This is a genomic window from Streptomyces sp. NPDC048278 (genome assembly GCF_040652195.1).
Taxonomy (GTDB): domain Bacteria; phylum Actinomycetota; class Actinomycetes; order Streptomycetales; family Streptomycetaceae; genus Streptomyces.
Window position 1 is genome coordinate 387,499 of the sequence record NZ_JBEZLP010000002.1, and the last position, 25,880, is coordinate 413,378.

The 25,880-nt window shown below is 70.9% G+C and carries 25 protein-coding genes and 1 tRNA gene; 12 read left to right on the top strand and 14 right to left on the bottom strand.

Annotation, left to right across the window (positions count from 1 at the left end):
• Positions 1-170 precede the first annotated feature (170 nt).
• From AB0D74_RS05275 to AB0D74_RS05300, 6 genes are all read left to right on the top strand, one after another.
• Positions 171-1,136, top strand: coding sequence for an ABC transporter ATP-binding protein (locus AB0D74_RS05275; RefSeq protein WP_362581008.1), 966 nt, complete (start codon positions 171-173; stop codon positions 1,134-1,136).
• Entirely contained in the window at positions 1,126-2,031 is a 906-nt protein-coding gene (locus tag AB0D74_RS05280) for an ABC transporter permease (RefSeq protein ID WP_362580740.1), read from the top strand. The genes AB0D74_RS05275 and AB0D74_RS05280 overlap by 11 nt, the downstream gene beginning before the upstream one ends.
• Positions 2,028-2,939 (top strand): ABC transporter ATP-binding protein, encoded by a 912-nt coding sequence (locus AB0D74_RS05285; protein WP_362580742.1) that lies wholly within the window; start codon positions 2,028-2,030, stop codon positions 2,937-2,939. Before AB0D74_RS05280 ends, AB0D74_RS05285 begins: the two co-directional genes overlap by 4 nt.
• Before the next feature lie 10 nt (positions 2,940-2,949).
• Positions 2,950-3,669, top strand: a complete 720-nt coding sequence (locus AB0D74_RS05290; RefSeq protein ID WP_362580744.1) for an ABC transporter permease — start codon at positions 2,950-2,952, stop codon at positions 3,667-3,669.
• 79 nt (positions 3,670-3,748) lie between these two features.
• Positions 3,749-3,946 carry a hypothetical protein gene (locus AB0D74_RS05295; RefSeq protein ID WP_355724499.1) on the top strand — a complete coding sequence of 66 codons (198 nt, stop codon included), beginning with the start codon at positions 3,749-3,751 and terminating at the stop codon, positions 3,944-3,946.
• Between the two features lie 274 nt (positions 3,947-4,220).
• Positions 4,221-4,308: transfer RNA gene (locus AB0D74_RS05300), tRNA-Ser, on the top strand.
• A gap of 95 nt (positions 4,309-4,403) precedes the next feature.
• On the opposite strand, the gene AB0D74_RS05305 is transcribed toward AB0D74_RS05300, so the two are convergent.
• The 9 genes from AB0D74_RS05305 to AB0D74_RS05345 all read right to left on the bottom strand — a co-directional run bounded on the left by AB0D74_RS05305 (position 4,404) and on the right by AB0D74_RS05345 (position 14,587).
• On the bottom strand, positions 4,404-5,201 hold the full coding sequence (locus AB0D74_RS05305) for an HAD family hydrolase (protein WP_362580746.1): 798 nt from the start codon (positions 5,199-5,201) through the stop codon (positions 4,404-4,406).
• A complete protein-coding gene (gene serS, locus AB0D74_RS05310) occupies positions 5,198-6,475 on the bottom strand; it encodes a serine--tRNA ligase (RefSeq protein WP_355724507.1) in 1,278 nt (425 codons plus the stop codon). Before serS ends, AB0D74_RS05305 begins: the two co-directional genes overlap by 4 nt.
• 530 nt (positions 6,476-7,005) lie before the next feature.
• Positions 7,006-7,941: a prephenate dehydratase gene (gene pheA, locus AB0D74_RS05315; protein WP_362580749.1), complete on the bottom strand. Its 936-nt coding sequence runs from the start codon at positions 7,939-7,941 to the stop codon at positions 7,006-7,008.
• A gap of 144 nt (positions 7,942-8,085) precedes the next feature.
• Positions 8,086-9,366, bottom strand: coding sequence for an iron uptake transporter deferrochelatase/peroxidase subunit (efeB, locus tag AB0D74_RS05320; protein ID WP_362580751.1), 1,281 nt, complete (start codon positions 9,364-9,366; stop codon positions 8,086-8,088).
• An 8-nt stretch (positions 9,367-9,374) separates the two neighbouring features.
• A complete protein-coding gene (locus tag AB0D74_RS05325) occupies positions 9,375-11,450 on the bottom strand; it encodes a copper resistance protein CopC (RefSeq protein ID WP_362580752.1) in 2,076 nt (691 codons plus the stop codon).
• A gap of 16 nt (positions 11,451-11,466) precedes the next feature.
• Positions 11,467-11,949: a copper chaperone PCu(A)C gene (locus AB0D74_RS05330; RefSeq protein ID WP_362580754.1), complete on the bottom strand. Its 483-nt coding sequence runs from the start codon at positions 11,947-11,949 to the stop codon at positions 11,467-11,469.
• Positions 11,946-12,602: an SCO family protein gene (locus tag AB0D74_RS05335; protein WP_362580756.1), complete on the bottom strand. Its 657-nt coding sequence runs from the start codon at positions 12,600-12,602 to the stop codon at positions 11,946-11,948. Before AB0D74_RS05335 ends, AB0D74_RS05330 begins: the two co-directional genes overlap by 4 nt.
• Before the next feature lie 182 nt (positions 12,603-12,784).
• Positions 12,785-13,534, bottom strand: a complete 750-nt coding sequence (locus tag AB0D74_RS05340) for a YcnI family protein (protein ID WP_362581010.1) — start codon at positions 13,532-13,534, stop codon at positions 12,785-12,787.
• A 165-nt stretch (positions 13,535-13,699) separates the two neighbouring features.
• Positions 13,700-14,587 carry a hypothetical protein gene (locus AB0D74_RS05345; protein WP_362580758.1) on the bottom strand — a complete coding sequence of 296 codons (888 nt, stop codon included), beginning with the start codon at positions 14,585-14,587 and terminating at the stop codon, positions 13,700-13,702.
• Positions 14,588-14,855: 268 nt separating this feature from the next.
• On the opposite strand from AB0D74_RS05345, the gene AB0D74_RS05350 reads away from it, so the two are divergent.
• From AB0D74_RS05350 to AB0D74_RS05365, 4 genes are all read left to right on the top strand, one after another.
• Positions 14,856-15,305 (top strand): ATP-binding protein, encoded by a 450-nt coding sequence (locus tag AB0D74_RS05350; RefSeq protein ID WP_362580760.1) that lies wholly within the window; start codon positions 14,856-14,858, stop codon positions 15,303-15,305.
• 38 nt (positions 15,306-15,343) lie between these two features.
• Positions 15,344-15,919, top strand: a complete 576-nt coding sequence (locus AB0D74_RS05355) for a GNAT family protein (protein WP_362580762.1) — start codon at positions 15,344-15,346, stop codon at positions 15,917-15,919.
• A gap of 99 nt (positions 15,920-16,018) precedes the next feature.
• Positions 16,019-16,960, top strand: a complete 942-nt coding sequence (locus AB0D74_RS05360; protein WP_362580764.1) for an intradiol ring-cleavage dioxygenase — start codon at positions 16,019-16,021, stop codon at positions 16,958-16,960.
• A gap of 10 nt (positions 16,961-16,970) precedes the next feature.
• Positions 16,971-17,786, top strand: coding sequence for a triphosphoribosyl-dephospho-CoA synthase (locus AB0D74_RS05365; RefSeq protein ID WP_362580765.1), 816 nt, complete (start codon positions 16,971-16,973; stop codon positions 17,784-17,786).
• Positions 17,787-17,872: 86 nt separating this feature from the next.
• Here AB0D74_RS05365 and AB0D74_RS05370 read toward each other — a convergent pair whose 3' ends face one another.
• Entirely contained in the window at positions 17,873-19,333 is a 1,461-nt protein-coding gene (locus AB0D74_RS05370) for an aminopeptidase P family protein (protein WP_362580767.1), read from the bottom strand.
• Positions 19,334-19,434: 101 nt separating this feature from the next.
• Entirely contained in the window at positions 19,435-20,829 is a 1,395-nt protein-coding gene (locus AB0D74_RS05375) for a PP2C family protein-serine/threonine phosphatase (RefSeq protein ID WP_362580769.1), read from the bottom strand.
• A 699-nt stretch (positions 20,830-21,528) separates the two neighbouring features.
• Here AB0D74_RS05375 and AB0D74_RS05380 point away from each other — a divergent pair.
• Both AB0D74_RS05380 and AB0D74_RS05385 read left to right on the top strand, forming a co-directional pair.
• Positions 21,529-22,200: a bifunctional DNA primase/polymerase gene (locus AB0D74_RS05380; RefSeq protein WP_362580771.1), complete on the top strand. Its 672-nt coding sequence runs from the start codon at positions 21,529-21,531 to the stop codon at positions 22,198-22,200.
• Between the two features lie 54 nt (positions 22,201-22,254).
• A complete protein-coding gene (locus AB0D74_RS05385) occupies positions 22,255-22,818 on the top strand; it encodes a hypothetical protein (protein ID WP_362580773.1) in 564 nt (187 codons plus the stop codon).
• 256 nt (positions 22,819-23,074) lie between these two features.
• Here the strand turns inward: AB0D74_RS05385 and AB0D74_RS05390 are convergent, their stop codons facing one another.
• The 3 genes from AB0D74_RS05390 to AB0D74_RS05400 form a co-directional block, all read right to left on the bottom strand.
• The gene (locus AB0D74_RS05390) at positions 23,075-24,040 is read right to left on the bottom strand and encodes a DUF5926 family protein (RefSeq protein WP_362580775.1); all 966 of its coding nucleotides are present in this window, start codon (positions 24,038-24,040) and stop codon (positions 23,075-23,077) included.
• A gap of 132 nt (positions 24,041-24,172) precedes the next feature.
• Complete coding sequence (locus AB0D74_RS05395) at positions 24,173-24,811, bottom strand: ATP-binding protein (RefSeq protein ID WP_362581012.1); 639 nt, start codon at positions 24,809-24,811, stop codon at positions 24,173-24,175.
• Positions 24,812-25,033: 222 nt separating this feature from the next.
• A complete protein-coding gene (locus tag AB0D74_RS05400) occupies positions 25,034-25,861 on the bottom strand; it encodes a glycerophosphodiester phosphodiesterase (RefSeq protein WP_362580777.1) in 828 nt (275 codons plus the stop codon).
• Positions 25,862-25,880: the final 19 nt, after the last annotated feature.

Here is a 25,880-nt window from a genome sequence, read left to right on the forward strand (position 1 = left end):
GACAGTTGTTAGAGGCGGCGTCAATAGACGGGGAAAGGCCTGTGGACAACTCTGCGTAACTCTCAAGCAGGGGATCCCCTAGGGCCCCGTAATACTCGAGGCTGACGTCAAGACGGCTCCAAGGTCTGACGACCCCAGTGGCGCGGGTCACTACCTTCTATGGCGTGACTGTGATCGCGACCGAAAGCCTGAGCAAGCGGTTCCCCCGGGTGACCGCGCTCGACCGGCTGTCCGTGGACATCGGACCCGGTGTGACCGGGCTCGTCGGAGCCAACGGCGCCGGCAAGTCCACCCTGATCAAGATCCTGCTGGGTCTGTCCCCCGCGACCGAGGGCCGCGCCGAAGTGCTCGGCCTCGACGTCGCTACCAAGGGTGCCGCCATCCGCGAGCGCGTGGGCTACATGCCGGAGCACGACTGCCTGCCGCCCGACGTCTCGGCCACCGAGTTCGTCGTGCACATGGCCCGGATGTCCGGCCTGCCGCCCGCCGCCGCCCGCGAGCGCACCGCCGACACGCTGCGCCACGTCGGGCTCTACGAGGAGCGGTACCGCCCCATCGGCGGCTACTCGACCGGCATGAAGCAGCGCGTGAAGCTCGCCCAGGCCCTGGTGCACGACCCGCAGCTGGTCTTCCTCGACGAGCCGACCAACGGCCTCGACCCGGTCGGCCGCGACGAGATGCTCGGCCTGATCCGCCGGATCCACACCGACTTCGGCATCTCGGTCCTGGTCACCTCGCACCTGCTCGGCGAACTGGAACGCACCTGCGACCACGTGGTCGTCGTCGACGGCGGCAAGCTGCTGCGCTCCAGCTCCACCACCGACTTCACGCAGTCCACGACCACCCTCGCCATCGAGGTCACCGACAGCGACGAGCACCCGGACGGCACCCGCGCGGTGCGCGACGCGCTCCACGCGCGCGGGGTGGAGACGGACAACGAGGGCGGCGGCCTTCCCGGCGCCGGTCACATCCTGCTGCTCACCGCCGAGGGCGAGGAGACGTACGACCTGGTCCGCGACGTCGTCGCCGACCTCGGCCTCGGCCTGGTGCGCATGGAGCAGCGCCGGCACCACATCTCCGAGGTCTTCACCAGCGACGACGAGCAGCGGAAGGAGGCAACCGTCCATGGCGGTTGACCAGCCCATCGCGGGACCGGGCGACCAGTCCCGTATCCACGACATCGGCTACCGCGGCTACGACGGCCCGCGCCTGGGCCGCGCCTACGCCCGCCTGTCCCTGTACTCGCAGACCCTGCGCGGCTCCTACGGCCTCGGCCGCTCGGTGAAGTCCAAGGTGCTGCCGATGCTGCTGTTCGCGGTGATGTGCGTGCCCGCGGCCATCATGGTCGCCGTCGCCGTCGCCACCAAGGCGCACGACCTGCCGGTGTCCTACACGCGGTACGCGATCATCATGCAGGCCGTCATCAGCCTGTACGTCGCCTCGCAGGCACCCCAGGCCGTCTCCCGCGACCTGCGCTTCAAGACCATCCCGCTGTACTTCTCGCGGCCCATCGAGACCGCCGACTACGTCCAGGCCAAGTTCGCCGCCCTGGCCTCCGCGATGTTCATCCTGACCGGCGCCCCGCTGGTCGTGCTGTACCTGGGGGCCCTGCTCTCCAAGATGGACTTCGCCCATCAGACCAAGGGGTTCGGCCAGGGACTGCTCTCGGTGGCCCTGCTGTCCCTCCTCCTCGCCGGCATCGGCCTGGTCATCGCCTCCATCACCCCGCGCCGCGGCTTCGGCATCGCCGCCGTGATCGCCGTGCTGACCATCTCCTACGGTGCGGTCTCCACCCTCCAGGCCATCGCCGACTCCCAGGGCAGCACCGGGGCCATCCCGTGGATCGGCCTGTTCTCGCCGGTCACCCTGATCGGCGGCCTGAGCACGGCCCTGCTCGGCGGCACCAACACCTTCCCGGGCGGCGACGGACCCTCCCACGCCCAGGGCGCGGTGTACCTGCTCGTCGTCCTCGGCCTCATCGCCGCGTGCTACGGCCTTCTGCTGCGCCGCTACAAGAAGGTGGGACTGTGACCACGCTCTCCATCGACCACGTCTCCCGCTGGTTCGGCAACGTGGTCGCCGTCAACGACGTGACCATGACCATCGGCCCGGGCGTCACGGGCCTCCTCGGCCCCAACGGCGCCGGCAAGTCCACCCTCATCAACATGATGGGCGGCTTCCTGGCCCCCTCCACCGGCACGGTCACCCTCGACGGGCAGCCGACCTGGCGCAACGAGGCCATCTACAAGCACATCGGCATCGTCCCCGAACGCGAGGCGATGTACGACTTCCTCACCGGCCGCGAGTTCGTCGTCGCCAACGCCGAGTTGCACGGCCTCGGCGCCAAGGCCGCCCAGAAGGCCCTCGCCACGGTCGAGATGGAGTACGCGCAGGACCGCAGGATCTCGACGTACTCCAAGGGCATGCGCCAGCGCGTGAAGATGGCGTCCGCCCTGGTCCACGACCCGTCGCTGCTCCTCCTCGACGAGCCCTTCAACGGCATGGACCCGCGCCAGCGGATGCAGCTCATGGAACTGCTGCGGCGCATGGGCGACGAGGGCCGCACGGTCCTCTTCTCCTCCCACATCCTCGAAGAGGTCGAGCAACTCGCCTGGCACATCGAGGTCGTGGTCGCCGGACGGCACGCGGCCAGCGGCGACTTCCGCAAGATCCGCCGCCTGATGACCGACCGTCCGCACCGCTACCTGGTCCGCTCCAGTGACGACCGCGCCCTCGCGGCGGCCCTGATCGCCGACCCCTCCACCTCGGGCATCGAGGTCGATCTCGCCGAGGGCGCGTTGCGCATCCAGGCCGTCGACTTCGGCCGTTTCACCGCCCTGTTGCCGAAGGTCGCCCGCGACCACGGCATCCGGCTGCTCACGGTCTCGCCGTCCGACGAGTCCCTCGAATCCGTGTTCTCTTACCTGGTCGCGGCGTAGGAGGCCGAAGATGTACGACCCCACAGTCGCCCGCCTCACCTACCGGGCCCTGCTCGGCCGTCGCCGGGCCCTCATCCTGGGCGCCCTGCCCCTGCTGCTCATCGCGATCTCCGTCGTCGTCCGCGGCCTCGCCGGTGCCGACGACCAGACGGCCGCCGACCTGCTCGGCGGCCTCGGGCTCGCCACCATGGTGCCGATCATCGGCGTCATCGCCGGCACGGGCGCGATCGGCCCGGAGATCGACGACGGCTCGGTGGTGTACCTGCTGTCCAAGCCGATCAAACGGCCGACGATCATCTTCACCAAGCTGATCGTGGCGATCGCCGTGACGATGGTGTTCTCCGCCCTGCCGACGCTCGTCGCGGGCTTCATCCTCAACGGCAACGGCCAGCAGATCGCCGTCGCCTACACGGTCGCCGCGCTGGTCGCCTCCATCGCCTACGCCGCGCTCTTCCTGCTGCTCGGCACGGTGTCGCGGCACGCGGTGGTCTTCGGGCTCGTCTACGCCCTGGTCTGGGAGGCCCTGTTCGGCTCCCTGGTCCCCGGGGCGCGGACGCTGAGCGTCCAGCAGTGGTCCCTGGCGGTCGCCCACAAGGTGACCGGCGGCGAACTGGTCACGTCCGACGTGTCCCTGACGACGGGCACGGTGCTGCTGGTCGTGGTGACCGTCCTGGCCACCTGGTACGCCGGCCAGAAGCTGCGCTCGCTGAAGCTGGCGGGCGAGGAGTAGACGCCCGCCTTATTGACGGGGGCTTCACCTCTGTCCGGGCACACTGGGCAAAGGGGACGTTCTGTGGAGAGGAACGGGGATGGCAGAGGACTGGGACGGCATCGTTCTGAACGAGGACTTCATACGGTCGGCCGAGACCTCGGAGCCGTCCGCGCGGGCGCGGATGCTGGCCGCGCGCTGGCGCGCGGAGGCGCCGGAACCCCAGCCGTGGCGGTCGGACGAGCCGCCCGCCGGGTGGTTCTTCAGCAAGGGGCGGCGGCGTTGGTGGCGCCGGTAGGTGTTTCTTCGTCTGCGGGTGCGTGGGGGCTGTTCGCGCAGTTCCCCGCGCCCCTCAGGCAGGGGCGCTCACCGCACGTAAATTGAGTGGCACCCAACTCGGCTTACCGGCACAGTTGTTGTGTCACCCCATGAGCCGGGAGAGGAGCCGGACGATGTCCATGCACGACAGTACGTCCCGCTCCCGTCAGGGCAGCCGTCGGCGGATCGCCGTGTAGCTGCCCGGGGCGGCCGCTTCGAGCACGCGACGTCGCTCTCGCGTGGGCCGCCCACCCGGAGGATTGGCCGAGTGGTAAGGCACCGGCTTGCTAAGCCGTGGTCGGGCCTGAAAAGCCCGCGCACGTTCGATCCGTGCATCCTCCGCAGAACTTGTCAGCGTGCGTGAGTGTCCCTGCCTGCCTGAGGGGCGCGGGGAACTGCGCGACCAGCACCCACGCACCGGAGGTCGAAAGACGACCTCAGCCGAGCAGACGCTCCACGACCACCGCGATCCCGTCCTCCTCGTTGGAGGACGTGACCTCGTTCGCCACGGCTTTCAGTTCGTCATGTGCGTTGGCCATGGCCACCCCGTACGAAGCCCAGCCGAACATCGGCACGTCGTTCGGCATGTCGCCGAAGGCGATCGTGTCGGCGGACCTCAGCCCCAGCCGGCGCGCGGCCAGCGACAGCCCCGTCGCCTTCGACAGCCCGAGCGGGAGCAGCTCCACGATGCCCTCGCCCGCCATGGCCACCGTGACGAAGCCCCCGGCCGCCTGCCGGGCCGCTTCCGCGAGCTCGTCGTCGGACAGCTCCGGGTGCTGTATGTAGATCTTGTTCAGCGGGGCCGCCCAGAGGTCGGCGACGTCCGTGAAGGGGGTCGACGGGAGATGCCCCGTCAACGCGTACCCCGGCCCCACCAGCACGTCGCCGTCGAGGCCGTCGCGGCTCGCCGCGAGACGCAGCGGGCCGACCTCGGCCTCGATCTTCGCGAGGGCGATCGCGGCGAGCTGCCGGTCCAGCGTCACGGAGGTGAGCAGGCGGTGCGCTCCGGCGTCGTACACCTGCGCCCCCTGGCCGCACACGGCGAGGCCGTCGTAGCCGAGGTCGTCGAGGATGTACCGGGTCCACGGGACGCCGCGGCCGGTGACGACGATGTGTGCGGCGCCCGCCGCGGTGGCCGCGGCGAGCGCTTCACGGGTACGCGGGGAGACCGACTCGTCGGAGCGCAGCAGCGTCCCGTCGAGGTCGGTGGCGATGAGCCCGTAGGGGAAGCTCACCGGGACACCGGCTCCAGGACCTCCCGGCCGCCCAGGTACGGGCGCAGCACCTCGGGCACGCGCACCGAGCCGTCGGCCAGCTGGTGGTTCTCCAGGATCGCCACGATGGTGCGCGGTACGGCGCAGAGCGTGCCGTTGAGCGTCGCGAGCGGCTGCACCTTCTTGCCGTCCCGCATCCGGACGGACAGCCGGCGGGCCTGGAAGCTGTCGCAGTTGGAGGCCGACGTGAGCTCGCGGTACTTGCCCTGGGTCGGGATCCACGCCTCGCAGTCGTACTTGCGGGACGCCGACGCGCCGAGGTCGCCCGAGGCCACGTCGATGACCTGGAAGGGCAGCTCAAGGCCGGTCAGCCACTGCTTCTCCCAGTCCAGGAGCCGCTTGTGCTCGTTCTCCGCGTCCTCCGGAGCGACGTAGGAGAACATCTCGACCTTGTCGAACTGGTGCACGCGGAAGATGCCGCGGGTGTCCTTGCCGTACGTGCCCGCCTCGCGGCGGAAGCAGGGCGAGAAGCCCGCGTAGCGGCGCGGCAGCTGGTCGGCGTCGATGATCTCGTCCATGTGGTACGCGGCGAGCGGGACCTCGGAGGTGCCGACCAGGTAGTAGTCGTCCTTCTCCAGGTGGTACACGTTCTCCGCGGCCTGGCCGAGGAAGCCGGTGCCCTCCATGGCGCGCGGGCGGACCAGTGCGGGGGTCAGCATCGGGGTGAACCCGGCCTCGGTGGCCTGCGCGATCGCCGCGTTGACCAGCGCCAGCTCCAGGAGCGCGCCGACGCCCGTCAGGTAGTAGAAGCGCGAGCCGGACACCTTGGCGCCGCGCTCCACGTCGATGGCGCCCAGCGCCTCGCCGAGCTCCAGGTGGTCCTTGGGCTCGAAGCCCTCGGCGCCGAAGTCGCGGATGGTGCCGTGTGTCTCCAGGACGACGAAGTCCTCCTCGCCGCCCACCGGGACGTCGGGGTGCACGAGGTTGCCGAGCTGCAGCGCGAGGCGCTTGGTCTCCTCGTCGGCCTCGTGCTGCTCGGCGTCGGCGGCCTTGACGTCGGCGGCGAGCTGGCCCGTCTTCCTCAGCAGCTCGGCCTTCTCGTCGCCGGAGGCCTTGGGGATGAGCTTGCCGAGCGACTTCTGCTCGTTGCGCAGCTCGTCGAAGCGGACGCCGGAGGACCTGCGCCGCTCGTCGGCAGAGAGGAGGGCGTCGACGAGCGCGACGTCCTCTCCACGGGCGCGCTGGGACGCGCGCACACGGTCGGGGTCCTCACGGAGCAGGCGAAGGTCAATCACGCGGCCAAGGCTACCGGTGCGGGGTTGCCCCCCACGAATCACTATCCACACGTGTTCCGAATAGCGGCTTACGTTCCGTTATGGGGGAATTGCCGAGCGTGTCAATAAAAAGTGTCTCACTCCCCGGGACGGGGTAAGGCCGGGACCCGCGGTTGACTGGATTCCCTTGTGGAGAGCGGTACTTGGGGGCGCGGTTGTCCACAGGAATCCACACCCTCCCGAGAGTTATCCACAGGGTGTGTGGATGGGGTGTGGACTTCGGAATCGATCACTTCGCGAGCGGTGTGTGAAGAGAGGAATTCCCGGATCAAACCGGGACAACACCCTCTTTCGAGTGGAAAGGCATCGCTCCAAAAGATGAACCATGGGAAACGAGTGGACGAAGGGTGATGTGGGCCGGCCGGGTCGCACCGACGGCCTGTAGGGCGATTTGTCGACAGACTCATGCTTCGCTGTCGACTTGTCCCCAGGTCGAGATGGGCACCTGTGGATAACCCCTGTGGATAACGAAGATATGAGGGTACGACCGGTTAGAAGCGGCCGTCCTGGCAGCGCGCCACCCAGTCCGAGGCCGCGACGAACTCCTCGTCCGACGTCCCCGGCAGCGTGGGCCCCACGACCTCGCCCGGACTGACGTCCGCCCGCGGGTAGGAGCCCAGGAACCGCACCTGGCGGCAGATCCGCTTCAGCCCCATCAGGGCCTCCGCCACCCGCCGGTCGGAGATGTGGCCCTCGGCGTCGATGCAGAAGCAGTAGTTGCCGATGCCGGCGCCGGTCGGCCGGGACTGCAGCAGCATGAGGTTGATGCCCCGGGTGGCGAACTCGCCGAGCAGGTCGCGCAGCCCGCCCGGGTGGTCGTCGTTCTGCCAGAGCACGACCGAGGTCTTGTCCGCGCCGGTCGGGGCCGCGGGCCGGGCCGGACGGCCGACCAGGACGAACCGGGTCTGCGCGTTCTCCGCGTCGTGGATCCCGGTCTCCAGGGCCTCCAGGCCGTACCGCTCGGCCGCGAACTCGCCCGCGAAGGCGGCGTCGTAGCGGCCCTCCTGGACCAGCCGGGCACCGTCCGCGTTCGAGGCGGCGGACTCCCAGAGGGCGTCCGGGAGGTGGGCCCGCAGCCAGTTGCGGACCTGCGGCTGGGCGACCGGGTGGGCGGTCACCGTCTTGACCTCGGAGAGCTTGGTGCCGGGGCGGACCAGCAGCGCGAAGGTGATCGACAGGAGCACCTCGCGGTAGATCATCAGCGGCCGGCCCGCGACCAGCTCGTCGAGGGTCGTGGTGACCCCGCCCTCGACGGAGTTCTCGATCGGCACGAACGCGGCCTCGGCCTCGCCGTTGCGCACGGCGTCCAGCGCGGACTGCACGGAGACGTACGGGATGAGCTCCCGGGTGGCGGCCTCCGGAAGCGTGCGCAGGGCGACTTCGGTGAAGGTGCCTTCGGGACCGAGATACGCATAGCTCGCTGGCATGTCCCTCACCCTAATGGGCGCAGGGAGGCGCGGCTCACCTGTCTCGTCGGATCCACTCGACCGGGTGGTTTGAAACCCGGATACGCACCAATAGTGATCAGAAACCACTCTGGTAACCAGCCCTCGGTCAGCCCTCCAGGAGCCTCAGCCCTCCAGGAGCCGCTGCCCCACGTACTCCCCGGAGGCCGCACCGCCCGGCACCGCGAACAGGCCGCTCGCCTCGTGGCGGATGTACTCGGACAGCGCGTCGCCGCGGTCCAGCTTGCGTTGCAGCGGCACGAACCCGCGCAGCGGATCCGCCTGCCAGCAGACGAAGAGCAGCCCCGCGTCCGGCGTCCCGTCCGTGTCGATGCCGTCGTGGTACGAGAACGGGCGCCGCAGGATGGCGGAGCCCCCGTTCTGGTCGGGCCGGGTGATCCGGGCATGCGCGTTGATCGGCACGACGTACTCCCCGTCCGCCCTGGCCTTCTCCAGGTCCATCGCCGTCGTTTCGGTGCCCCCGGTCAGCGGCGCCCCGTTCGACTTCTTCCGCCCGATCACGTTCTCCTGGGCCGTGAGCGACAGCTTCTCCCAGTCGTCGAGGAGCATGCGGATCCGGCGCACGACGGCGTAGGAGCCGTTCGCCATCCACGCGGGGTCGCTCGAACCGCCGGCCGGCACGAAGATCCGCCGGTCGAAGTCCGACTCCGTCGGCTTCGGGTTGCGCGTGCCGTCCAGCTGGCCCATGAGGTTGCGGGCCGTCATGGGGTGCGCGGTGGCGCCCGGGGTGCGGTTGAAGCCGTTCATCTGCCAGCGGACCTTCGCCGCGCTGCCCGCGTCCTTCTGGATCGCGCGCAGGGCGTGGAAGGCGACCAGGGCGTCGTCGGCGCCGATCTGCACCCACAGGTCGCCGTTGCTGCGCGACCTGTCGAGGTGGTCGGAGGAGAAGTCGGGCAGCGGGTCCAGCGCGGACGGCCGCTGCTTCTCCAGGCCGGTACGGCTGAAGAAGCTGTTGCCGAAGCCGAAGGTGACCGTCAGCGAGGAGGGGCCCGCGTCCCGGGCCACGTCCGTGTCGTCCTGCGTCATCGGCTCGCCCGCCATCAGCCGCTGGGCCGTCGTCGACCAGCGGCGCAGCAGCGCGGCGGCCTCGGTGCGCCCCGCGCCCGCGGCCAGGTCGAAGGCGACGAGGTGGCCGCGCGCCTGGAGGCCCTCGGTGATGCCCGGTTGATGTTTCCCGTGAAACATCGCCCGGTCGGAGCCCACCGAGCTGAGCGGGGCGGCCTGGGCGGGGGCGGCCCCGTAGCCGACGCCCGCGCCGGCCGCGCCGAGCACGAGGCCGGTGGCCCCGGCGGTGCCGAGCAGCGCGCGCCGGCTGACGCCCCCGGCCGGGGGAGCCTCCGCGGCGGGGGTACGGGCCTCGTGGACGGACTGGGACTGTTCGGACATGGTGCGGGTCAGCCGATCTGCGCGTTCTTGGAGACGGTCACCTGGTCGATGTCGGAGGTCCGCACGGTGACGGAGACCTTCCAGTCGCCGGCGATGGGGATCTGCACGCCGTTGGCCGCCCAGTGCCCGGTGGTGACGTGGTCGGGGTTCACGGGAATCGGCCCGAGCTTCTTGGCGTCGAGGGTGAAGGCGACCTTCACCTCGGGGATGTCGAACGCGCGGCCGTTGGGACGCTGGACGTAGACGTGCATCTCGTTGCTGCCCACGGTCGCGGGGTCCAGGTCGACGCGGACGACGCCCTTGCCGTCCTTGCCGCCGGTGTCGAAGGACATGTCGAGGGTCAGCGCGCCCGAGGACGAGCTCGACGACGAGGAGGAGGACGCCGCGGCGGTGGCGGCCTTGGCGTCCTGCTCGGTACGGCCCGGCTCGGTCTGCGTCAGCACGGTCGTGACCGCGAGCAGGGCGACGGCGACCCCGGCCTCGGCGAGCACCGAGCGGCGCAGGCCGAAGCGGTGCGGGTCGGCGTCCCGGAGCCGCTTCTGCCGGGCGGTGTCCATGGCGGACTGCTGCCGGGCGAGCTGGGCGGCCCGCTCGGGGTCGTCGTCGGCGGACCCGGCCTTGCCGGAGCTGCCGGAGCTGCCGGAGGCGGCAGAGACACCGGAGACAGCAGGGACGCCGGCGCCGGACCCGGCGGCCTTGACGGAGGCCTCCTTCGTGGCAACGGACGCCTTGACCGTCTCCTTCTCCCGCGCCGCTTCCTCCTGCGTCTCTTCGACCGTCTCCGTCTTCGTCTTGGGCGCCGTCTCCGGCTCTGCCTTCGTCTCCGGCTCCGTCTTGGTCTCCGGCTCCGTCACCGCCGCTTCCGCGAGCCGCCCCGTCCACCGTCGCGAGATGGACGCGATGCCGACGAGCAGCGCCACGAGCCCGATCTTGACCAGCAGCAGCTCGCCGTATGCCGTGTCGGTGAACGCCGACCAGGAGCCGAGCTGGCGCCAGGACTGGTAGATGCCGGTGGCGACCAGCGCGAGCACCGACCCGAAGGCGACGCGGGAGAAGCGCTGTACGGCGGCGGAATCGACCGGGGCGTCGGCGGGCGCCCGGTAGAGGGCGACCAGCAGGGCGGTGAGGCCGCCCAGCCAGGCGGCGACGGCGAGCAGGTGGATGACGTCGACCGGCATCGCGATGCCCGGCTGGAGCCCGGTGGAGGCGTGCTCGGCCATGGCCCAGCTCGCCGCGAGCCCGGCGGCCACGACGGTCCCGCCGATGGCGAGCCCGAAGGTCAGGTCGCGCTTCTCCTCTTCCTCGCGCTTGTCGTAGGCACCGAAGAGGACGGCGATGAAGAGGGCAGCCGCCGCGAGCAGCAGCAGCCGGGAGACCAGGGCCGCGCCGGTCTTGGTCTGCAGGACCTGGCCGAGGAGGTTCAGGTCGAAGATGTCGCCGACGCTGCCGGAGGTCGTGTAGGAGCCGCGCAGGAGCAGCAGCCAGAGGGTGGCGGCGGTGAGCGTCAGCCAGCCGCCGACGACCAGGCGCTGCATGGCCCGCACGCCGGAGCCGCGCTGCCAGCAGGCGAGGACGAAGGCGGCGCCGCCGACGAGCACGATGTACCCGGCGTACGACATGTACCGCCCGAAGCCGTAGAGCCAGCCGACGACCCCGCCGCCCGCCTCCTGGTCCCCGACGGAGGCGACGGTCTTGGAGGGCGCCCCGACGGAGAAGGTGAAGGCGCCGGCGACGGGGTGGCTGTCCGCCGAGACGACCTGCCAGGCGACGGTGTACGTGCCCTTGCCCAGCCCGCTCTTGAGCTGCACGCCGTACGTCGTCCCGCTCAGGTTGTCCGGCTTGGCCAGGTCGACCCGCTTGCCCTGGGGGTCCAGGACCCGGATCGAGTTGTCGTTCATGGACACGTTCTCGGAGAACGTGAGCGAGACCTGGTCGGGTGCCTTGGTGACCACCACCCCCTGGGAGGGGTCGCTGCCGGTCAGCGCGGCGTGCGCCGAGGCCGGCCCGGCGCCGGCCAGCAGCGCACCGGTGACGGCGAGGAACAGCAGCACCAGGGTGCGCAGGCGGGGGGTGATGGTCCGCATAAAGGTCGGTCCTCCCTCAGTGTCCGGTCGACGGGTTGTACGTGGCGGACTTCACCGGCATCTCGACGGTGAGCGGACCGGATTCGGCGAACGTGAGTTTCAGGGTGATCGTGTCGCCCTGCTCCGGGCGGTGCTTCAGCTTCTCGAACATCAGATGGTTGCCCCCACTTTTGAACACGAGTTGACCGTGTGCGGGCACCTTGAAGGAGGTGACCTCCTCCATGGCCCCGCCGTTGGTCTCGTGCATGGTGATCTCGCCGGCGGAGGCGCTGGTGACGGAGGTCAGCTCGTCCTGTGTGCCGCCCTTGTTGGTGATCGTCAGGAATCCGGCGGCCATGTCGGCGGAGACCGGCTGCGGCATGTAGGAGGCGCCGACGGACAGCTCGGCCGCCGAAGAGCCCGGGGTTCCGGACGAGGCCGGGCCGCCGCAGCCCGCGAGGGCGGCCAGCGCCCCCGCGATCGCTATCCCGGTCAGGGCGGAGCGCTTGAGGGGTTTCACGGGTTCTCCCCCTGGATCAGCTTGGGGAGGTCCTTGGTGTAGTCGTCGACGGTGGCGTCCTCGCCGTAGAGGACGTAGCCGCCGTCGGTCTTCGGCGAGAACGCGATGACCTGGGTGCCGTGCACCGAGACGACCTTGCCGGTCTTCTTGTCCTTGTGGGTCGGCTCGATGGAGATGCCGAGGGTGCGGGCGCCGGCCTGGATGGTGGCGAAGTCGCCGGTCAGGCCGATGAACTGGGGGTCGATGCCCTTGAGCCACTTGCCGAGCTCGGACGGGGTGTCGCGGGCCGGGTCGGTGGTGACGAACACGACCCGCAGCTTCGCCTGGTCGGCCTTGGACAGCGCCTTCTTGGCGACCGCGAGGTTGTTCATGGTCAGCGGGCAGACGTCGGGGCAGTGCGTGTAGCCGAAGTAGACCAGCGTCGGCCTGCCCTTGGTCTCCGCGCGCAGGTCGTACTTCTTGCCGTGGGTGTCGGTGAGCACCAGGTCCGGCTTCTCGAACGGCGTGTCCAGGACGGTGGCGGCCTTGTTCGAGTTGTCGCCGGAGATCACGGTGACGGGTGACTTCGCGTCGTCGTCGCCGCTGCCGCAGGCGGAGAGGGTCAGAGTGGCGGCGGCGAGCAGCACGGCCGCGGCGAACGTCTTCTTGCGCATACGAAAATGTCCCAGATGTGAGAGATCCGGCACGCACCGGGGGGCCGTACGACAGCTGTCCGACAGCTGCGAGAACTGCTGTGACAGCCACCGCAGCTACTGCGGCAGCTGCCGCGACAGCCGTTGCGACGGTCGCCACGACAGCGTCGCACGACCCCCTGTGCGTGTTACGGACGCGGAGCTCAGGCCTCGGTGCCGGTGGTGGTCCGGCGGCGGCCGGCGAGGACGCCGTAGGCGACCCCGGCCGCGCCGACGACGATGCCGACGACGCCGAGGACGCGGGCGGTGGTGTCGCTGCCGCCTGCGGAGCCGGAGTCGTCGGAGGCGGTGGTCTCGGTCTTGGCGGAGGTCTCCTCGGCGGTGTCCTCGGCCGCGGCGGACCCGTGGTGGTCGCCCGTGGCGGCGGACAGCGCGAGGACCGGGGCCGGGTTCTCCGGCTCGTCCTGGCCCTCCTGCTGGACCTCGATCCAGCGGACGACCTCCTTGTTGGAGTACGTCTGGACGGCCTTGAAGACCAGTTCGTCGGTGTTCTCGGGCAGGGCGCCCACGGAGAGCGGGAACTTCTGGAAGTAGCCCGGCTCGATGCCCTTGTCCTCGGCGGTCCAGGTGACCTTGGTGACCGCCTGGTCGATCTTCTCGCCGTGCATCTCCAGCGGCTTGGCCAGCTTGGACTTGGTGACCGCGATCTTCCAGCCGGCCATCGGCTGCGGCATCACGGACGCGATCGGGTGGTCGGCGGGGAAGTTGACCTCGACCTTGGTGGTCGAGGCGTCGTCGCGCTCGTTGGGGACCTTGAAGTCGATGACCGCGTAACCGCCCTTGGCGGCGGTGCCCTCGGGCTGCACGCTGACGTGCGCGAACGCGGGCGAGGAGACGGCCAGCACGGCCGTACCCGTGACGGCGGCGACGGCGGCGATGCGAGAGGCCTTCACGGTGGAAGCCTTCATGGCGGAAGCCTTCATGGCAGGGAGCACTCCACTCCGAGTGAGTTCTGTCGTTGAGGGGGCGTGCGGAGAACGCACGCGCGCGTGCCGCACGACGGCGGCCGGCCCCTCCGGATCCGGGCAGACCCCGGGGAGTGCTCTGGTCGCGTCGTGTCAGGCGGCGAGAACGAGTACGGCGGCGGCCGGGGGCGGCCCGCGCCGGATCACCGAGTGCTGGAGTGCGACGGTGCGCGGGGCGGGCGGTATGTCCCAGGCGCCGCGACGGGTACGCGCGGGTGGAGCGGATACGGCCACGAGACCGGCGCACAGGGCACGCGTCAGCGCGAGCGCCCCGCGCAGGGAGCGGATCAGCGCCCCCTCGGCGACCCCGTGCGCCGAATCGGCCGACAACCGGATCAGCCGCAGCAGCGCCAGGTCGCCCCGGCGCAGCAGCCACCCGGCCACGACGGCCGCGAGCACGTGTCCGAGCAGCATGGGCACGGACGGCAGCAGCGAGCCGGAGGCCCCGGTGGCGTCCGCGGCGTGGACCGCCCCGCTCGTGCCGGTGGCCGGAGCCGAGGTGCTGAGATGCGCGTCCGTGAGGATCTTGTACGCGTGGGCGGGGCTGATCTGCGCCGCCCCGGCCCCGCACACCAGCCGTGCGGCCCGCTCCACCAGCGAGGCGTCGCCCATGGACATCGACGACGTCGACGCCATGGACGCCATGGACGATCCGGACGCCATGGACGACCCGGACATCGAGCCGCCGGACATCGCGGAGCCACCGTGCTGACCGAGGCCGAACAGCGTGTGGAGGACGGTCTGCACGACCGCGAGCAGCGCCACGATCCCGGGCAGCGAGCGGGCCCGGCCGGCCAGCGGCACGACGAGGGCCAGGGTGCCCAGGAAGCCCGCGCCGAGCGTCCACAGCGGAACGGTCGCGCAGGAGGCCAGGGTGTGCCCCGCCGCGGCCAGCACCACGCAGAGCGCGGCGAACACCGCGGCCCGCAGGAGCCGCAGTCCGCTTCCGGTGCGCGCCGCGCGCGGCTGGGGGGCAGTCATGGCGGGCTCATCATCGCACTGCACCCGCACCCGCTCCGCGTCAGGTCCGGAAGATTCCGTTACGCCCGGAGGGCTTCCGTTGTGCCCGCGGGTGGTGTTCGGCAGAAAGAATCGAAAGATCATCCTTGTGGCGAACCACCCGCTCATACACCGAAACCTCCACCCGCGCATCCCCCGGATGGGCGTTCTCACATGAACGGAGTGCTTACACCCGCGCACGGGTGGCAATAGGTATCGGTATGTCGAGCCGCGGCCAGGAGGCTGGAGCATGAGCATCTGGTGGTCACTCCATCTGCGGCGTGAGGCCGCGAGCGTGCCGCTCGCCCGACGGCTGCTCATCGGCACGATGGAGACGGCGGGCGTCGACCCCGATGTCTCCTACGACCTCTCCGTCGCCCTCAGCGAGGCCTGCGCGAACGCCGTCGAGCACGGCGGGGCCGGCCGTCCCTCGGAGGCGTACCGGGTCACCGCCTATCTGGACGGCGAGAAGTGCCGTATCGAAGTGGCCGATTCGGGGCCGGGGCTCGCTCCCGGGTTCGCCCGTACCCAGGACCTCAGACCCGCCCGTCCCGACGCCGAGAACGGAAGAGGGCTCTGTCTCATCAGAGAACTCGCGGATCACGTCCACATCGGCAACAAGCCGGGCCGCGGCGGCACCGTGGTCAGCTTCGACAAGATCCTCAAGTGGAAGAAAGATCCTTCCCTGCTTTCGGCATGACTCTCGCTCCGGCATAACACCCGCGCTAGGGTGCGCGCATGATTCTCAGAAAGATTAAAGAAAGCCTGCTCATCCCCGGTGTGATATTGCGTCCCATTGCCGTCGGCGACGCGAAAGCGCTGTGTGCCGCATACGTCGGCAACCGACGTCATCTCGAACCCTGGGAACCGGTCAGACCCGAGTCCTTCTTCACCGTCGAGGGGCAGACCGAGCGCATCGAAGGCCTGGTGGGACAGGCTGCCGACGGCCTCGTGGCGCCCTGGCTCATGGAGTCGGCCGAGGACGGCAGGATCGTCGGGGCGATCACTCTTTCCGGGATTTCTCTCGGCCCTTTCTGTAGTTCCTACGTCGGCTATTGGGTGGCCGGTGATCAGCAGGGCCGGGGTCTGGCCACCGCGGCCCTGGAGCGGGTCTGCGAGATCGCCAGGGACGTGGTGGGACTTCACCGGATCGAGGCGTCCACCCTGATCGAGAACACGACCTCCCAACGCGTCCTGAAGAAATGCGGGTTCGAGACGATCGGGGATGCCCCGCAGTATCTGCACATCGATGGAGAATGGCGGGACAGCCGGCTGTTCCAGCGGGTCCTGCACGACCGCGTCCCGGCGCTGTGACCAGTGGCTTCCCGACTGGTTCAGCTTCCTGGGCGTTCACAGGCCGTTGCCAGCTCGCGCCCATGCCCCTGACAAACGACGTTCATAGCTTCGTCGGCCATGACGGGAAACCACAAAAACACGTCGATCACCCGCCGCCGTGCCCTCGCGGTCTCCGGCGGCACGGTGGCGGCCGGCGGCCTCGCGGTCGCCGGCTTCCAGTCGGCCTTCGCCGACACGACCGACAGCACCGACGCGGACGCCACGGCCTCCGCCGGCTCCACCAGCAGTGAGTGCATGACGCTGATGACCAGCGTCACGGAGGGCCCGTACTACCTCGATGGTGCCTTGGTGCGCAAGGACATCACCGAGGGCAAGGCCGGCGTTCCGCTGACCCTGCGCCTGACCGTCGTCGACGCCACCGACGGCTGCACCCCGGTCAAGGGCGCCGCGGTCGAGATCTGGCACTGCGACGCCTGGGGCTACTACTCCGGCTACACCACCGCCAACCCCGGCGGCTCCGCCCCCGCGGAGAGCGAGGAGGGCGACTCCGCCAACGACCAGACCTACCTGCGCGGTTACCAGATCGCCAACGCCAACGGGGTCGTGAAGTTCGAGACGATCTTCCCGGGCTGGTACACCCCGCGCACCTGCCACATCCACGTGAAGGTGCACACGGGCGGCGAGAAGGAGGACGGCACCTACGAGGGCGGCAAGGTCAACTACACGGGCCAGCTCTTCTTCGACGACGACATCGCCGAGGAGATCTTCACGCTGGAGCCCTACTCGAAGCACACCGGCAGCTACACCGTCCTCGCCGACGACATGGTGTACGACGGCGGCGGTGCCTCCAGCGGTCTGCTGACCCTGAAGGCCGTGCACAAGAAGGACCCCTCGAAGGGCTACAAGGGCTCGCTGACCCTGGGCATCGACCCGGACGCCGAGAGCACCGGCGCCGGCAGCGGTGGCGGCGGTACCCCGCCGAGCGACGCGCCGACGGGCACGCCGCCGAGCGACGCCCCCAGCGACAGCGCCTCCCCTTCGGCCTCCGCCTCCTCATAAGGTAAGGGACATGACAAGCCGCGAGGACGACGCGCTGGCGCAGGCCGCCGTGGCCGCGCTCACCGGTCAGCTGGCCCTGGCTCCCAAGCCGGGCCTGCCCGACCCGCGTGACCTGGACGCCCGCAGCACGCGCCGGGAGCACGACAGTCTGCGCTGGTCGGCCAGGGCACTGGCGCCCGGCCTCGCGGCGATGGCCGCCTCCGCCCGCCGTACCGGCGAAGCCACGCCGGTGCTGCGGGCGGAGCTCGGTGCGATCGGCCGGTGCACCGAGCACTCGGTCGGCCTGGCCGGCGGCGGCCACAAGGGCGCCCTGTGGGCCCTCGGCTTCCTGGTCGCCGCGGCTGCCCTGGACCCCCGCGCCAAGGCCCGCGAGATGGCCATGAACGCCCGGAAGATCGCCGCGTTCAACGACAAGGGCGCTCCCAAACGCCCCTCCCGGGGCTCGTCGATCTCCGCGAAGTACGGCGCGGCCGGCGCCCGGGGCGAGGCCAGGGCCGGATTCCCGCACGTACGCAGGGCACTGGACGCGCTGGCGACGGCCCGCAAGGCGGGCGCCACCGAGAACCAGGCCCGCCTGGACGCTTTACTGACGGTGATGTCCACCCTCCAGGACACCGAACTCCTCTACACCGCGGGCCCGTTCGGCCTGCGCCAGGTCCAGGCGGGCGCACGAGCGGTACTGGACGCGGGCGGCACGTCCACACAGACAGGCGCGCAGGCTCTGCGCACCCTTGACACGGACCTGCACGAAAAGGGCTGGAGCCCGCGAGGCAGCGCAGGCCTGCTGGCCGGCGCACTGTTCCTGGACGCCCTGCCCACTCTGTGACGCCCCGACCGGAGCACCCCCGCGCACCCGCGGAACGCAACGATGGCCGGGCACCCACCCAGGTACCCGGCCATTCGCATCACACGTCAGCCCTTCAGCGAAGCCATCCAGCTCTCGACCTCGTCCGACCGCCGAGGCAGTCCGGCCGAAAGATTCCGGTTCCCGTCGGCCGTCACCAGGATGTCGTCCTCGATCCGGACCCCGATCCCCCGGTACTCCTCCGGCACGGTCAGGTCGTCGGCCTGGAAGTACAGCCCCGGCTCGACGGTGAGCACCATCCCCGCCTCCAGGACGCCCTCCACATACGTCTCGGTCCGCGCGGCAGCACAGTCGTGGACGTCGAGCCCGAGCATGTGCCCCGTGCCGTGCAGCGTCCACCGGCGCTGCAGCCCCAGCTCCAGCACCCGCTCCACCGGCCCCTCCACGAGCCCCCACTCGACGAGCCGCTCGGCCAGCACCCGTTGCGCGGCATCGTGGAAGTCGCGGTACTTGGCGCCCGGCTGCACGGCCGCGATGCCGGCCTCCTGGGCGTCGTACACGGCGTCGTAGATCTTCTTCTGGATCTCGCTGTACGTGCCGTCGATCGGCAGCGTGCGCGTGACGTCGGCGGTGTACAGGCTGTGCGTCTCGACGCCCGCGTCCAGGAGGAGCAGGTCGCCCGAGCGGACCGGGCCGTCGTTGCGGACCCAGTGCAGCGTGCAGGCGTGCGGGCCGGCCGCGCAGATGGAGCCGTAGCCGATGTCGTTGCCCTCCACGCGCGCGCGGAGGAAGAACGTGCCCTCGATGTAGCGCTCGCTCGTGGCCTCGGCCCTGTCGAGGACCTTCACGACGTCCTCGAAGCCGCGGACCGTGGAGTCGACGGCCTTCTGCAGCTCGCCGACCTCCCACTCGTCCTTGACCAGCCGCGCCTCGGAGAGGAAGACCCGCAGCTCCTCGTCGCGCTCGGCGGTGACCTTGTCGGTCAGCGCGGCCTGGACGCCGGCGTCGTACCCGCGGACGACCCGCACCGGGCCGGTGGCCTCGCGCAGCTTGTCGGCCAGCTCGCGCACGTCGGCGGCGGGGATGCCGTAGAGGACCTCGGACTCGGTCAGCGAGTGCCGGCGGCCGACCCACAGCTCGCCCTGCCCGGAGAGCCAGAACTCGCCGTTCTCGCGGTCGGAGCGGGGCAGCAGGTAGACGGTGGCCACGTGGCCGTCGTCCTTCGGCTCCAGGACGAGTACGCCGTCCTCCGTCTGGTTGCCGGTGAGATATACGTACTCGACGGACGCCCGGAACGGGTAGTCCGTGTCGTTCGAGCGGGTCTTCAGGTTGCCGGCCGGGATCACCAGGCGCTCGCCCGGGAAGCGGGCGGACAGCTCGGCGCGGCGGCGGGCGGTGTGCCCGGCCTGCTCGACGGGTTCGAGATCGCGCAGTTCCGTGTCGGCCCAGCCGGACTTCATGCTCTCGGCTAGCTCGTCGGACACGCCCGGGTACAGGCCGTTCTTGCGCTGCTTGATCGGCTCTTCGCTCTCTTCCGGGGTCTCCGGGAGCTCGTCGGCCACGTTCATCCTCCTCGACACTGCTGTGGATCCCGTCCATCGTACGTTCGTACCGGACGGGGTCCCAGGGCCGTAGGACTCCGGGCGATGGGGGACTCCCGGCCAGCCCCTCAGTCGAACCGGGCCGCCAGCAGGATCACGTCCTCCTCGCTGTCGGCCTCGTCCAGGCCGTCCGGCAGCACCGTGCGCAGGACGTGGTCGGCGATCGCCCCGGGGTCGTGACGCAGCGCGCGCGGGACGCTCGCGGCGGCCGTGTGCAGCCGGGCGAAGGCGCGGTCCATGGGGTCGCCGGTGCGGTGCAGCAGCCCGTCGGTGTAGAGGAGGACGGTTTCGCCTGCTTCCGCCTCGATCTCCACGCTGGGCGCCTCCCAGCAGGCGAGCATGCCCAGCGGCGCGGAGACCGAGGTCTCCGCGAACTCGGTGCGGTGCTCCCCGATCAGCAGCGGCGGGCTGTGTCCGGCCCCGGCGAGGGTGACCTTGCGCAGCCCGGGTTCGCAGTAGGCGAACAGGGCGGTGGCGGAGCGGGCCGGTTCGGTCAGCCGCAGCAGCAGTTCCAGGTCGGAGAGGACCGCGACCGGGTCCTCGCCCTCCATCACGGCGTACGCCCGCAGCGAGGCGCGCAGCCGGCCCATCGCGGCCACCGCGCTCGGTCCGGATCCGGTGACCGAGCCGACGGCGAGGCCGAGGGCGGCGTCGGGCAGCGGCAGCGCGTCGTACCAGTCGCCGCCGCCGCGCGGGCCGGTGCGGTGCCGGGCGGCGAGCTGGACGCCCGCCACCCGGGGCAGCCGGGAGGGGAGCAGCTCCTCGGCGATGGTCGCCATGCACGCGCGCGTGCGCTCGACCTCCAGCAGCCGGGCCAGGTGCTCGGCCGCGTACCGCACGTACAGGCCGGCGAGGTGGCGCTGGCGCTCGTTCGGTTCGGCCGGCTCGGCGTACAGCCAGGCGACCGCGCCGAGGCGGTCGGCGGTGTCGGTGACGAGGGGGAGCGCGTAGCTGGCGGCGTAGCCGAGGCGGGCGGCGACCTCGCGGTGGCGCGGGTCGAGGCCGTCCTCGGCGAACAGGTCGGGGTGCGCGGTCTCGGCGGCGGCAGCGGTGTCGTACGGCAGCGCGCCGCGCGGGACGGTCTCCAGGTGGCCGAGGTCCGCGCGGCCGAGCCCGAGGCCGAGCGTGCGGTGCGGGCCGAGCCCGTCGGCCGGCTCCAGCACCACCAGGCCGCGCCGGGCGCCCACCAGGGCGGCACCGGCGCGCAGCAGCTCCTGGAGGGCCGGCTCCAGCGCGCCGGTCCGGGTGAGCCGTTCGGTCAGTTCGTGCAGGGTGGTGAGGTCGGAGACCCACCCGGCCAGCCGGTCCTGGAGGACGGTGCCGGGGGCCGTGGCGGCGGGGGCCTTCGGGACGGGAGGTGCGGCCGGGGTGGCCGGAGCGGGGTGGACGGGCGCGACAGTGTGTGCGGGAGTGGGGACCGTTGAATCGATTCCAGCCACTTTCGGAGGGTGCGGGGCGTTCATCGCGTCCGGCTTTCAGACCTGTGCGTATTGCTCAAAAGCATCGCAAACCCCCATGTCCTTCTGCACCGCTGGCAGTGTCTCCACATGTACACGCACTCGTGAGGGGATGTCCAGCATTGTCCTGCCGGGATTCCTGGTGTCCGGGGGCCTCTTGGGGTGTTCTCGAGGTGTTCTCCCGGACGGCTTGCACAAAAACGAAGTTGGCCTAAAACTGACTCGGGCAACGGTTCATTGCGGTCGACTGGGCTTGCTCCACGGAGCGTCACAGCGGTCGTGATGGGTACGTACTCGGAGAAGGCCAGGGGTGGTTGGGGACCACCCGGAACCTGGCGACGGACCCGGGCGTCTTAACCACCGACGACCGTGCCCCATCCTCCCGTGGCGGAGGCGGAGAGAAACACTCGGAACGGCAAAACGCCAGACTTCGCCACCCCCACGCCGTGGCCGTGCTTTTGATAGACGCAGTACGAGACGTAGTGCGAGCAGTGCGAGTAGTACGACGTACGAGCAGTGCGACGTACGAGCTGTACGACGCAGTTCTTGTGAACGCGGGCGCGGCCCCCGCTCGACCCCGAGGGGTTCCCCTTGCCCAGCGCAGGGGTGTGATGCGCCAACAGGTACGCACAGTGCAGTGATCGACACATGGTGTGATGTGGTCCTCGGTGTTGCCAGCGGTGCAACGGAAAGGAACGAGCGCTCATGCGCGAGATCCTCGGAAGGCGACGCAGGCTCCTGTCCAGGCGGAACGACAAGGGGCCTGAGCTTCTCGGCGCGGCCCTGACCTTCGCGACGGAATGGCAGTGGCCCGTACTCCCGGGCGTGGCTCCCGACCCTCAGGGGCGGGCCCGGTGCGCGTGTCCCGACCCCGAGTGCACGGTGCCCGGTGCACACCCCTTCGACCCCGGCCTGCTCGCCGCCACCACCGACGAGCGCATGGTCCGCTGGTGGTGGGGGAACCGGCCGACGGCCCCGATCGTCCTCGCCACCGGAGCCGGTGGCACGGCGCCCTGCGCGGTCAGCCTGCCGGCCCTCGCCGCCTCCCGCGCCCTCACTCTCCTCGACCGCCGCGGCATGCGCCTCGGCCCGGTGGTCGCCGCGCCCACCCGCTGGGCGCTGCTCGTCAAGCCGTACTCCATGGAGCAGCTGGGCGAGCTGCTCTACGCCAAGGACTTCGTCCCCGGCTCGCTCCGCTTCCACGGCGAGGGCGGCTATCTCGCCCTGCCGCCCTCCGAGACCGGGCAGGGCGCCATCCGCTGGGAGCGGGCCCCGCTGCCCGGCTCGGCCAAGCCCTGGGTGCCCGATGTGGAGGCCGTGGTGGACGCCGTGGTCGACGCCCTCACCCGTACGGGTGTGAGCGCACCCGAGTTGTAGGGGTGTCGGGCGCGAGAACCCGGCTTGTCGCGTCCGTCTCGTTACCCTCCGCACATGAACGTGCGTCTACTCGCCCTCGCGGGCGTCATGGTGTGCGCGGTCGCGCTGCCGCTGGCCGTGGCGTCCGCAGGACAGGTGGGCGAGGCCGGCGCACACCCCGCCCGGCACGACGACGAGAAGCTGCCGGTGCCCGTCCGGTCCCCCCTGGTGCTCGGCCTGGGCCTGGCCACGGCCGCCCGCTGCGGTCCCGAACTCACCTCGCCCGACGGCGTCGAGGCGCAGACCTGCGTGATGGCCCAGGGCGCGGACACCTGGGCGCGCACCTACTACCGCAACGCCACCGGAGCGGCCCTGGAGGGCGTGCTGAGCCTCCTCGGCCCGAACGGCCGCACCGTCCAGACGCACTGCGCCGCCGATGCCGCCGCCGACGACGAGCCCGCCACCTGTGAGACGCCCCGGGAGCACACCCGGGGCACGCTGGACGCCTACACGGCCGTCACGGAGTTCGCGGCACGCGACGACGGCGGCCCACTGCTGCTGCGCTCCGCGAGCAACTCGGGGGACGCCGGTGCCGGGGACTCTGCTGCGGGCAACTCCCAGCAGTCAAACGGGAGTTGACGAATCGCTGCGGTCCGTACAGCGGACGCGGGCATGAAAAGGCCCGGTTGCTGGCGACGGGGGATGCACCAGCAACCGGGCTACTGAGACGGTAACAAGAGATCGGCGGTTCGCAAATTCGATCTCGGCTATTCGGACACGTATTTGCTTGCCGTGTAGGGAAGTTGTGACAGGAGTCACCCGGGCCGACGGGCCTGGGGCGGCTGACCGACCGGTCAGCCGCGACCCTGTGCCCGGGCTGCTCGCCGGCTGATCGTCAGCTGAGCGTGACCTGTCGGTTGGTCAGTCCGCCGCGGGCCCGCCGCTCGTCCGCGGTGAGCGGTGCCTCCGAGGCCAGGGCGGTCACGAGCCGCTCGGCGAACTCGGCGGCCGGCTTCTCCACGTCCTCCGCGCCGACCCCGCTCGGCAGGTCCCAGACCGGCACGGTGAGGCCGTGGGCGCGGAAGGAACCGACCAGCCGGGTCCCCTCGCCGAGGCCGGACCGGCCCGCCGCGTGCAGCCGCGCGAGAGCGTCCAGAAGCTGCTCCTCGGGGTACGGCATGACCCACCGCAGATGGTTCTTCCCGGGCGTCTCGCACCAGTAGGCGGAGTCGACGCCGGTCAGCTTCACCGTCGGGATGGCCGCCGCGTTGGCCCGCTCCAGGGAGGCGGTCACGTCCGGGGTGGCGTTCTCCGCGTCCTGCACCCAGAACTCGAAGCCGTCGTGCACAACTGGCTCGAACGGGCCCTTCGGGTCGAGCAGGTCCTGCAGCCGGGGGCTGTCGGCGGGGGCGCGGCGGCTCTGCACCGGGGTGCCCGGCTCGGCGGCGAGGGCGCGCCGGAGGGTGTCGGCGAGGTCGCGGCTGATGTCGCCGGAGGCCGTGTCGTTCTGCAGGCCGAGCAGGACCGTGCCGTCGTCGCGGCGCAGCGCCGGCCAGGCCATCGGCAGCACGGTGGCGAGCGTGACCGAGGGGACGCCCTCGGGCAGACCGTCCTTCAGGGTCAGCTCGACGGTGGCGGCGGGGACCAGCTCGCGCAGCGCCACCCAGTCGCCCTCGCCGGCCAGCCCCTCGAACGGGCGGTGCACCAGCTCGGTCGTCGCGTGCGCCGCGGCCCGGCCGTGGCAGGCCTTGTAGCGGCGTCCGCTGCCGCAGGGGCAGGGCTCACGGGCACCGACAACCGGGATCTCGCTATCGCTGAGCTCCGGCCGCGTGGCCGTCGTCTGGGGTCGCTTCTTGGCCATCTGGGTGTCTCCCGGTTACGGCTCGTCTCGTACGGGCGGAGCCTAGCCGTTCATGCCCTGGACCACGGGAACCTGTGGACAACGGCGCCGACACCGGACCGTACGGCCCATGCGTCCCGCGCCGGTCCTGACTCAGTCGAGGTCGTCGAAGGCGTCCGCGAAGTCCAGGTCGGCCATCTCCGGGACCGAGGGCGCCATGACGCGCGTGGCGAAGGCGTCGCGGCGGTCGTGGGTGCCCGGACCGCGCACGTCCTTGTGCACCACGACCCAGACGGTGACCTCGCCCCGGGCGTCGTCCCGGACGCCCCAGTCGTCGGCCAGGGCCGTGATGATGTTCAGCCCGCGTCCGCCGTGCGCCGTGACCGACGGGGTCATCGGGGCCGGGCGGGTCGGGCCGCCGCCGTCCGTGACCTCGACGATCAGCCGGCCGCGCGTGTCGACCTGCCAGGCGGCCCGGACGTCGCCGTCCCCGGCCAGCGCTTCCCCCAGGGGACGCCCGTGTTTGCAGGCATTGCTCAAAAGTTCGGAAAGGATCAGAACGGCATCGTCGATGACCGATTCCGACAGACCGCCCGTGCGCAACTGATCGCGCATGCGGTGTCTCGCCTTCCCCACGCCCGCAGGGCCATGGGGTACGGCCATGCTCGACGACGTGGGCACCTCCTGTGCCACCACCAACGCCACCCCCGAGACCTCCTTTGCCCCACGCCACGGTGTGGATGCCCCATTGGCCTGAACCGGAAACCGGCCAATGAATGTCCGGTGACGCATTCGCAACGAACGAATACGCATCGAACGCGCCGGAGCACTCCCTGTCACACGTCGTCGCCGGATCCCCCGGAAAGGGCTGCGTGTGGCTGGATTTCGATGGTGTGGCCGAGAAGTGAGGATGCTGTGGACGGGCTGTCGGGTCAAGAGGTGCGAGGCGTCCTTACTCGACTCTTTATCTGAACCCTGGTCAGAACGGGTACCCGGGCACTGTCCCCGGGACCCTCAACGCCCCAGCCGGCTCAGCACCGCCGCCGGGCGGTTCGTGATGATCGCGTCGATGCCGAGCTCCACGCAGAGGTCCACGTCCTCCGGCTCGTTCACCGTCCAGACGTGCACCCGGTGCCCGTTGTGCTGCAACCGCTCGACGTAGGCCGGGTGATTGCGCACGATCCGGATCGAGGGCCCCGCGATCCGCACCCCGGCCGGCAGCCGCCCGTCGCGCAGCCGGGGCGAGAGGAACTGCAGCAGATAGACGGTCGGCAGCGTCGGCGAGGCCGCCCGCACCCGGGCCAGCGACCGCGCGGAGAAGCTCATGACCCGCACCGGCGACTCGGCGGGGGCGGCCGGTGCGTCCAGCCCGAACCGCTTGAGCAGGACAAGCAGCCGCTCCTCGACCTGCCCCGCCCAGCGCGTCGGGTGCTTGGTCTCGATCGCCAGCTCCACCCGCCGCCCGGCGTCCGCGACCAGTTCCAGCAGCCGCTCCAGCGTCAGTACGGAGGTGTCCGCACGGTCCTCGGGCCGGAACTCCCAGTCGGGCTCCTCGTCCCGTCCGCGCCAGGCCGGCCCCTTGCGCCACGAGCCGAAGTCCAGCGCGGCCAGCTCCGCAAGCTCCAGGGCCGAGACGGCGCCCCGCCCGTTGGACGTGCGGTTGACCCGCCGGTCGTGGACGCACACCAGGTGGCCGTCGGCGGTGAGGCGTACGTCGCACTCGAGGGCGTCGGCGCCGTCCTCGATGGCCTTCCGGTACGCGGCCAGCGTGTGCTCGGGGGCGTACTCGGAGGCCCCGCGGTGCGCGACGACCTGGATGCGATGCTGTGGTGCGTGGGTCACCGCGACATGGTGCCACCGA